The organism is Hymenobacter psychrotolerans DSM 18569 (assembly GCF_900142395.1).
GTDB lineage: Bacteria > Bacteroidota > Bacteroidia > Cytophagales > Hymenobacteraceae > Hymenobacter > Hymenobacter psychrotolerans.
The window spans coordinates 1-8,160 of sequence record NZ_FRAS01000050.1 but is presented as its reverse complement, the minus strand read 5'-3'; the positions used below and the strand labels follow the sequence as shown (position 1 = coordinate 8,160).

The 8,160-nt window shown below is 63.8% G+C and carries 9 protein-coding genes; all 9 read right to left on the bottom strand.

The window, feature by feature from the left end:
- Positions 1-1,503 (bottom strand): multicopper oxidase domain-containing protein (locus tag BUE15_RS20970; RefSeq protein WP_170865336.1); only part of this gene is annotated, 1,503 nt, incomplete at its 3' end.
- Positions 1,504-1,509: 6 nt separating this feature from the next.
- Positions 1,510-2,721 (bottom strand): DUF2231 domain-containing protein, encoded by a 1,212-nt coding sequence (locus BUE15_RS20965; RefSeq protein ID WP_073289193.1) that lies wholly within the window; start codon positions 2,719-2,721, stop codon positions 1,510-1,512.
- Positions 2,722-3,040: 319 nt separating this feature from the next.
- Positions 3,041-3,238 (bottom strand): hypothetical protein, encoded by a 198-nt coding sequence (locus BUE15_RS20960; RefSeq protein ID WP_073289192.1) that lies wholly within the window; start codon positions 3,236-3,238, stop codon positions 3,041-3,043.
- Positions 3,239-3,332: 94 nt separating this feature from the next.
- On the bottom strand, positions 3,333-3,539 hold the full coding sequence (locus tag BUE15_RS20955; RefSeq protein ID WP_073289190.1) for a heavy-metal-associated domain-containing protein: 207 nt from the start codon (positions 3,537-3,539) through the stop codon (positions 3,333-3,335).
- A gap of 160 nt (positions 3,540-3,699) precedes the next feature.
- Positions 3,700-4,344: a hypothetical protein gene (locus BUE15_RS20950; protein WP_073289189.1), complete on the bottom strand. Its 645-nt coding sequence runs from the start codon at positions 4,342-4,344 to the stop codon at positions 3,700-3,702.
- Between the two features lie 161 nt (positions 4,345-4,505).
- A complete protein-coding gene (locus BUE15_RS20945) occupies positions 4,506-4,841 on the bottom strand; it encodes a four-helix bundle copper-binding protein (RefSeq protein ID WP_073289187.1) in 336 nt (111 codons plus the stop codon).
- A gap of 89 nt (positions 4,842-4,930) precedes the next feature.
- The gene (locus tag BUE15_RS20940; protein ID WP_073289185.1) at positions 4,931-5,560 is read right to left on the bottom strand and encodes a helix-turn-helix transcriptional regulator; all 630 of its coding nucleotides are present in this window, start codon (positions 5,558-5,560) and stop codon (positions 4,931-4,933) included.
- A 12-nt stretch (positions 5,561-5,572) separates the two neighbouring features.
- Positions 5,573-5,893, bottom strand: coding sequence for a DUF6122 family protein (locus tag BUE15_RS20935; protein WP_073289183.1), 321 nt, complete (start codon positions 5,891-5,893; stop codon positions 5,573-5,575).
- A 3-nt stretch (positions 5,894-5,896) separates the two neighbouring features.
- A partial coding sequence (locus BUE15_RS20930; protein WP_073289181.1) for an efflux RND transporter permease subunit occupies positions 5,897-8,160 on the bottom strand: 2,264 nt, incomplete at its 5' end.

The following is an 8,160-nucleotide window of genomic DNA, read 5'->3' as shown; positions in this document are numbered from 1 at the left end:
GTTGATTTCCCGCCACTGCTTGGTCGAGTCGAGCGTGGTGGGGTTCAGGGCCCGCAGCTGGTTGTAGTTGAAGTCGCCGGCGCTGCCGCCCATGCTGCCCATCCCGGCCATGCCCCCCATGTCCATGCCCGACATGCCGCCCATATCCTGCATGCTGCCCATGCTCTTGCCGGCTTTTTCCTGGGCATTCTCGGGCCGGTTTTGCGGCGAGGGGGCTGTGGCAGCCGGCGGTGCCCCGTGCTGCATGTCCATGCCTGGCATCGGTGAGCCACTAGCAGGCTTCTGGCCCGACATGTCCATGCCTTTCATTTCCCCACCGCCCTGCTCCTTGGTCATGCCGGCGCCGCCCATGTCCATGCCGCTCATGCCCTCCATGCTGTTCATCTCGCGCATCATCTGGAAGTAGTTGATGCGGGGCAGGTCCGGCGCTTTCATCGGTTCGCCCTGCCCGATGTAGGTAGAGGTGTAGCCCGTGATGTCGTTGGCCGTGGCCCGGAACTCGGCCGCGCCCATCGCGGGCACCGTGACCAGCAGGTCGTAGGTTTCGGCCGTGGCAATTTCGAGCTTGTTGACCGGGAAGGGCTCCACGTTGATGCCGTCGGCGGCGATGACCTGCATGGGGCCGCCGGCGTACTGCAGAAAAAAGTACGAGGAGGCGCTGCCGTTAATGACGCGCAGGCGCACCACCTCCCCGGGCTTGGCGTCCTTGAAATAGCCCTTTTCCTGCCCGTTGGTCAGAAACTTGTTGTAGTAGATGTCGGTCAGGTCCATGGCCGGCATGCGGCCCCACTCCTGCTTGAGCTTGTCCTTGAAGTAGCCGGCGGCCAGGGCCTCGCCGTAGCTCTGGGTAGCCCCTTTCTGCACGGCAAACCACTCGCCGGTGCGCTTGAGGTAGCGCAGCACTTCCTTGGATTTGTGGTCGGTCCAGTCGGAGAGCACCAGCACGTACTCCTTCATCTCGTAGGGAATGCGCTTGGGGTGGATGACGATGGAGCCGTACACGCCGTCCTGCTCCTGCAGCATGGTGTGGGAGTGGTACCAGTAGGTGCCGCTCTGAATCAGCGGGAAAACGAACGTGTGGGTGCCGCCGGGCTCGACCGGGGCCGTGTTAAGGTAGGGCACGCCGTCCTGCTCGTTGGGCAGCAGGATGCCGTGCCAGTGAATGGAGGTTTCCATGTGCATCTGGTTGTGCACCCGAATCACGGCGGTGTCGCCCTCGTTGAAAGTGAGCGTAGGAGCCGGAATCTGGCCGTTGATGCCGATGGCGCGGCGGGTGCGGCCGGTGAAGTTGACCAGGCGCTCGTCGACGTACAGGTCGTACTCCACCCGCTTGCCCACGTAGCTCGTGCGGGGCGTGACGACTTTGCCCTGCAGTTGGGCGGCCGGCGGCGCGGACTGGGTCAGGTGGGGCTCGGTACCCTTGGCCATGCGCATGCCGGACATGCTCTGGGCCCAGGCGGGCAAGGTGGCCAGCAGCGCCGCCAGTAGAAAAATTACTCGCATCGTCACTTAATTATTGCGTTTAGGTTGGGTGCGCGCCGGGTTGTTGTCCTCGAAGCGGTACTTGTCCATAGGGCTGGGCATGGCCATGCCGGGCATGGTCCCCGCACCCTTCATATCCATGCCCTTGCCATCCTTTCCTTTCATGTCCATCCCCTTCATATCGCCCATGCCGGGCATGGATTCGCCCTTTTTCATGCCTGGCATTCCCGACATATCGTTCGCAGGTTGGCGGGTCGTGCCGGGTTTTTGACCGCCGGCGGGCTGCATGCCGGGCATGTTCTCCATGCCCTTCATCGTGCCCATGTTGCCCATAGCAGGCTGGTTCCGGGGCCTGTTTTTCGGGCGGGCGGGCCCCATGTCCATGCCCGGCATAGTGCCCATGTCCATAGTGGCGGGCTGCGCTTGGCGGCTGGGGGCTGGGGCAGAGGGGCGCGGCGTGCCCATGCCGGGCATGTTCATCCCCGGCATATCAGCCATGGTCCCTGGCCGCGCGGCCCTGCCGGCCGGTGCTGGCTGCGGTTGGCCTCCCCGCGGTTGGTTGGGCATTGTCATGCCTTCCATCTGCTCCTGGGGTTGACTGCGCTGGCCTGGCTGAGCGGCCTCGGGGTCCATGTTCATGCCCTCCATTCCGGGTCGGGCGTTGCCCGGCGTCGTGCCCGCTGGTTGGCGAGTCTCGTCGGTTGCGCCGGGCTCCTCGTTGTGGGCGTCTGCCCCGGCAGCCGGCATGTCCATGCCGGGCATTTCTTCCTCCCCGCCGCCGTGGCCGTGGCTTTTGTCGAGCAGGTTGCCCTTGGGACCCACGCCCTCCACGTACACCAGCTGCGCGCCCCGATGCCCGGCCACGGAAAGCGCGCCGGCCGCCGCCACCGCCGCCACGAGCACCAGCACCTCGTAGGCCCGGCGCTGCACCTTAAAGTAAAACCCGATGCCGGCCAACAGCAGCGTGATGCCCGAGAGCCAGGTGGTGTAGCCGGCAAACTGTTCGTGGGCTGCGTATACCGCGGCTGCCCGGGGCGATAGGCCCATGGGCAGCGCATGAAACACAGTGCTGGCCGCCACTGCCCCGGCAAAGCCCCCAGCCATTACCGCCAGCGCAATCCAGCGCACCTGGGGCCAGTCCTTGAATACCAGCAGGGCCTGCAATGCCGCGGCCAGCAGTATCAGGACAATGGGTAAGTGCACCACCAAGGGGTGCAGATTGGGGAAATCTGAAAACATAGAGCCGATTAAGCTAAGGCCGGTACACGGAAAAACCCCGGCTCACCGCAAGCAGCAGCGCCGGGGCATTTCCCGATGGATGAGGGAGAGACCGCGCGGACCACTGGCCCGCGCCGGCTGGTCGTTGCTGTTCTCTGTCGTGTACCATACGTAGTCGGGCCGGGACAATGTTTACACTCAAAGGGCCACCCGGTTGCATAATTTCAAGCACCACGGTAGCTGAATAGTTGCCTCAGTCCTGGCTGCAGGCCGCTCAAGGGGGGCAAAACGAAAAACGCCCGGCCACAGGGCCAGGCGTTTTATAGGAGCATCGGGTAGCTTACTTAGCGGCGCAGCAGCTAGGGGCTCCCGCCGTGCAGGCCGGAGTGCCGGCCTGGGCGCAGTTTTGCACCAGCGGGCAATCGGGGGTGCCCTTCAGCGGGCAGTCAGCCGCGGTGGGTGTGGGGCTGGTGAAGCCAAACAGAGCACCGCCGGAGAGCAGCGCCGCGGCGCCGAACATCATCATCTTGCGTTTCATCGGTTCTGGGAGTAAAGATGGGCCCGCCGGTACGGCCGCGGGGTAGTAGTAGATAGCCACGGTCCGTACGTCGTGGGAGCACTTAAAAGAGAGGTTAGGCCTTGGTAGCCTTGAAACCGGCATCTTCCACGAGAGCCAAAACCTGCTCTTCGGTAACGTCGCCGGTCACGGTCAGCACTTTGTTGGGATTGGCCGTGTCCACCTGCCAGGAGGCAATGGCCTTCTCGCCGTTGAGGGTGGGCGTTACGGCTTTGATGCAGCCGCCGCAGTTGATGTTGGTGTTGAATTGGAGGGTTTTCATGGGAGGAAATGCGTGACGTCCTTGGTGGGCGGGTTCGGGATTAAAACAACCAAAAGTAGCCGCACGTGCCCGGGATGGGGTACAGAATTAGGCTTCAGGCTTGCATGATTTGTAGCCGCTATTCCACCAATAGCCCACCTGTCACGGCGCAGACCGGGCTTTAATGGTGGCTCATGCCCCCGCTTAGCAGGTGCTTGCCCACCACAAAGAGCAGCAATAGCACCAGCCCGGCGATAAGCACATAGTGGCCCCAAGGCGTCGGCAGGACAGTTGCGTGGCCGGCGGCCACGGCCTGGGCATGCGCCTGCTTTTGTTGCCGCCACTGGCCGATGCGCCCCCAGGGTTTGTAGACCGAAATGGCCGTAGCTGCCAGCAAGACCACCAGCGCGGCGGCCGCATCGGCCAGCAGTTGCAGGCGCAGCCCGCGCAGGTCAGTCGCGGATAGGTCAGCCTTGGCGGCTACTTCGGCCAGGTAGGTAACGGGCTGCATGTGCAACAGCAACAGCAGCGTGGCACCTACCGTGAGCACCAGCTTGACCAGCACCCAGTAGTGCTTGAACAAGCCCCAGGGCGTGCCCAGCGCCTGCACCACGCCGGTGGCTAGTGAGCCCAGGCTGGAGGGCACAATAACAAACCAGCCGCTCAGGCCCATGGCGAGGTAGGCCGTGCGCACCAGCAAGGCATTAGAACTGGTCAGGCCGGTGATGGCCAGGGCCAGGAACACGGCCACTGCGCCCAGCCAGCCCACTGAAAACGTGATGTGGGCGGTGAGCATGAATTTGCGCAGTGCGGGAGTCAGGGTCATCAGCGGGGTAATTGGAGCGGGAATACGACTCCGTAAAATTAGGGTCGCCGCCCAGGCCGGGCGTACAGAATTAAGCCGCGAACGAGCAAAATTACCACGTCGGAGCCCACGAAAAAGCCAGCCCGTACGCGACGGGCTGGCTTCACACGGTATTGTAACAATTAAGCGGCAATGCCCTGGCGGCAAGCCTGCTCGCAGCGGCGGCAGGCCTCGGCGCACTGGCGGCAGTGCTCGGAGTGGGCACCGTGCTTCTCGCACTCGTCGGCGCAGGCCTTGCAGATTTCAGCGCACTCCTTCAGCAGATGGGCGGCGTGCTCCGAGCCGCGGGCCACGAGGCGGGCGGTGAGGGCACACACGTCGGCGCAGTCGCGGTCCAACAGGACGCAGCGGGCCATCATCTTCACGTTGTCTTCCTGCAGGCAGGCCGTGGCACAATGCTCGCAGGCGGCGATACAGGCATTCAGGGCGTCGAGCAGGCTTTGGTTTTGGGTATGCATGGGAAAGGGGGGGGTAAGTGAACGAACAAGGCAACCCGACCGGGTCGCTGCCTAAGTTATACCTGAGCCGTAGCCCATGGTTTTACATATTAGCCACCTTCCCTTGCATAATTTGGGGCCTCCTTCCCCACAACCGGAGCCATTTCGGCGCGTAGCAGGCGGCGATACGTGGAAGGTGAACAGCGGGCCAGGCGCCGGAACTGGCCGGAGAAGTGCGCCAGGCTGCTGTAGCCCAGCTGCCGGGCAATGCGGCCGATGCCCAGTGTCGAGCCGGCCAGCAGCTCCTGGGCGTAAGCCAGGCGCTGGTCGAGGATGTACCCCGCTAAGGTCTTGCCCACCCCGAGCCGGGCAAAGGCGGCACCGAGCTGCCCGTACGACATGCCCAGCTCGTGGGCCACCGCCACCGCAAAGGCCCGGTGCCGCAGGCTTTCGCCCGGCTGACGCAGCAGGCGATGGACCGTTACCCTGACCCGTTCCGCCAGGGTCTGGTGGATGGTTTCAAGCAGGGCAAACCCGGCGCCGTCCAGCGTGGCCCGCAGCCGGGGCCAGTCCAGCTCTTCGGCGGTGCCCGCGACCGTGGCCGCGCCCAGGCGCACGGTCAGCACCCGCAGGCCCAGCCCTTCCAGCTCCTGCCGCACCACCCGGATGCCGCGCGCGCACACCATGTGCTTGATGTAAAGCACGGTGGTGGGCGCAGCGGCAGGGGAGCGATTAGGCATCAGCAGGAAGGGTTAAGGCAGGTAAATGCCACGCTGCCAGCACTCGGTGTAGTCGAGTCCCATGTGCAGCAGAAAGCCCACGGCCCAGACCCGGGTGCGGGCGGGCAGTAGCAGCAGCACGTAGCCGGCCATGGCCCAGTAGGTGTGGAAGGTGTGGAAGGTGTGGAAGTTGATACTGCAGCGGTCCGGGTCGTAGAAGGGCATGGCCCACAGGTGGTCCAGGTCCAGCAGCAGCGCGGCGGCCAGCACCAGCCAGACGCGGCGCCAGTGCGGCCGGTAGAAAGCCAGGGCCACGAGGCCGGGCACGGTGATGTGCAAGAAGGCGTGCAGCATCGCCTAGCGGGTGGGCAGCACCGGGCTCAGGTCCGACGGCGGGGTAAACGGGGGCGCATCCAACTCCTGCGGGCCATCGTCCAGGCCCGCTTCCCGGTGCGAGGCGAAGTACTGGGCGAGCGCCTTTTCGCCCACCAGCCAAAACACCACCGGCGTGACGATGATGTCGAGGAACGTGGAAGAGAGCAGGCCGCCGAGAATCACGGTAGCTACGGGGTAAAGGATTTCCTTGCCCGGCGCATCCTTGGCCAGCGTGAGCGGTACCAGCGCCAGCGCGGCTACCAAAGCCGTCATCAGCACCGGTACGAGCCGCTCCAGCGAGCCGCGGATAATCATGGGGATGCCGAACCGCTCGCCTTCGTGCTCGACGAGGTGGATGTAGTGTGAAATCATCATGATGCCGTTGCGCGAGGCAATGCCGGTGAGCGTGATGAAGCCCACCAGCGAGGCAATGCTGAACGTGCCGCCCGTGAGCAGCACCGCCACCACCGAGCCGATGAGCGCCAGCGGAATGTTGAGCATAATCTGCAGCACCATGTAGCTCGACTTGAAGTGCGAGAACAGCACCAGGAAGATGCCGGCCAGCGAAAACAGGCTCAACCAGAGAATCTTCTGCGAGGCCGACTGCTGGCTTTCAAACTGGCCGCCGTAGGTGAGGTAATACCCGGGGGGCAGCTTCACCTGCGAATTCACCTTCGCTTGAATCTCCTTGACCGTCGAGCCCAAATCACGCTCGGCTACGTTCAGGGAGATGGTGATGCGGCGTTGGGTATTCTCGTGGTTCACGGTGTTGGGGCCCGGCTCGTAGAGCACTTCTGCCACCTGGCTTAGGGGAACCATGGCGCCCGAGGGCGTTTCGACGCGGGTCTGGCCGATGGCGGCGATGTCGTTGCGCTCGGCTTCGGGCAGCTTCACCACCAAGTCAAAGCGCTTCTGCCCGTCGAGCATCTGCGAGACGACGGCGCCCTGGAAGAGCGTTTCCAAATCGCGCACCACCTCGCCGCGCTCCATGCCGTAGGCGCGCAGGGCCTCGTCGCGGGGCCGGATAAGCAGCTGGGGAATCTGCACCTGCTTTTCTACCTGCAAATCGACCACACCGGGCACCGTGCTGGCGGCAGCGCGCACCTCATTGGCGTAGCGGCGCAACTCCAGCAAATCGTTGCCGAAAACCTTGATGGCCACTTGGGCGCGCACCCCGCTCAGCAAGTGGTCGAGGCGGTGGGAGATGGGCTGGCCGATGTTGACGTTCACGCCCGTAATCAGGCTGAGCTTCTCCCGCATGTCGGCCAGGATTTCGTCGCGGCTGCGCATGGTTTTGCCCTCCTTCTCCAGCTCCTCCTCCGTTTTAAAGGCTACCTCGATTTCCGAGTTGTTCACCGACTCGGCGTGCTCGTCCAATTCGGCGCGGCCGGTGCGGCGGGCGGTGTAGGCTACTTCCGGAATCTTGAGCATCTGCTGCTCGCCCAGCGTGCCCAGGCGGTTGGACTCGGCGAGCGAGGTGCCGGCCGGGGCGGAGAAGTTGACCGTCAGGGAGCCCTCGTTGAAAGCCGGTAGAAACTCGGTGCCGAAGAAGGGCACCATCGCCGCGGCCATCACGAAAAGCAGGGCGGTAGACGTGAGAATCAGCTTCGGATGCTGCAAGCCCCAGCTGAGCAGGCGCGTGTCCTTTTTCTTCAGCCAGCGCACTAGCCCGCCGTCGGTTTCGGGGTGGTCCATCTGCTTCATCTTGGGCAAGAGGTAGTAGCAGAGTACCGGCGTGATGGTGAGCGACACGAACAGCGAGGCCACGATGCTGGTGATGTAGGCAATGCCCAAGGGCGCAAAAATGCGGCCCTCCATGCCTTCCAGGGCAAACAGTGGCAGGAACACCAGCACCACGATGATGGTGGCGTACACAATGGAGTTACGGACTTCCGACGAGGCGGCGTAAATCACCTTGAGCACCGGCCGGGGCTGGGCCAGCTGCTTGTTTTCGCGTAGGCGCCGGTACACGTTTTCCACGTCTACGATGGCATCGTCGACCAGCTCGCCGATGGCAATAGCCAGGCCGCCCAGCGTCATGGTGTTGATGCTGATACCCGCCGCGCGAAATACCAAGGCCGTCACCAGCAGCGACAGCGGAATGGCCACCAGCGAGATGAACGTGGTGCGCACGTTCAGCAGGAAGGCAAACAGGATGATGACCACCAGAATGGCGCCGTCGCGCAGGGCTTCCTCCACGTTGGAAATCGACGACTCGATAAACTCCGACTGCTTGAACAGGCGGG

Bases quoted from the DNA above. Each gene is read 5' to 3' on its own strand.
- BUE15_RS20965 (WP_073289193.1), bottom strand. From the start codon at position 2,721: ATGTTTTCAGATTTCCCCAATCTGCACCCCTTGGTGGTGCACTTACCC.
- BUE15_RS20960 (WP_073289192.1), bottom strand. From the start codon at position 3,238: ATGAAACGCAAGATGATGATGTTCGGCGCCGCGGCGCTGCTCTCCGGC.
- BUE15_RS20955 (WP_073289190.1), bottom strand. From the start codon at position 3,539: ATGAAAACCCTCCAATTCAACACCAACATCAACTGCGGCGGCTGCATC.
- BUE15_RS20950 (WP_073289189.1), bottom strand. From the start codon at position 4,344: ATGACCCTGACTCCCGCACTGCGCAAATTCATGCTCACCGCCCACATC.
- BUE15_RS20945 (WP_073289187.1), bottom strand. From the start codon at position 4,841: ATGCATACCCAAAACCAAAGCCTGCTCGACGCCCTGAATGCCTGTATC.
- BUE15_RS20940 (WP_073289185.1), bottom strand. From the start codon at position 5,560: ATGCCTAATCGCTCCCCTGCCGCTGCGCCCACCACCGTGCTTTACATC.
- BUE15_RS20935 (WP_073289183.1), bottom strand. From the start codon at position 5,893: ATGCTGCACGCCTTCTTGCACATCACCGTGCCCGGCCTCGTGGCCCTG.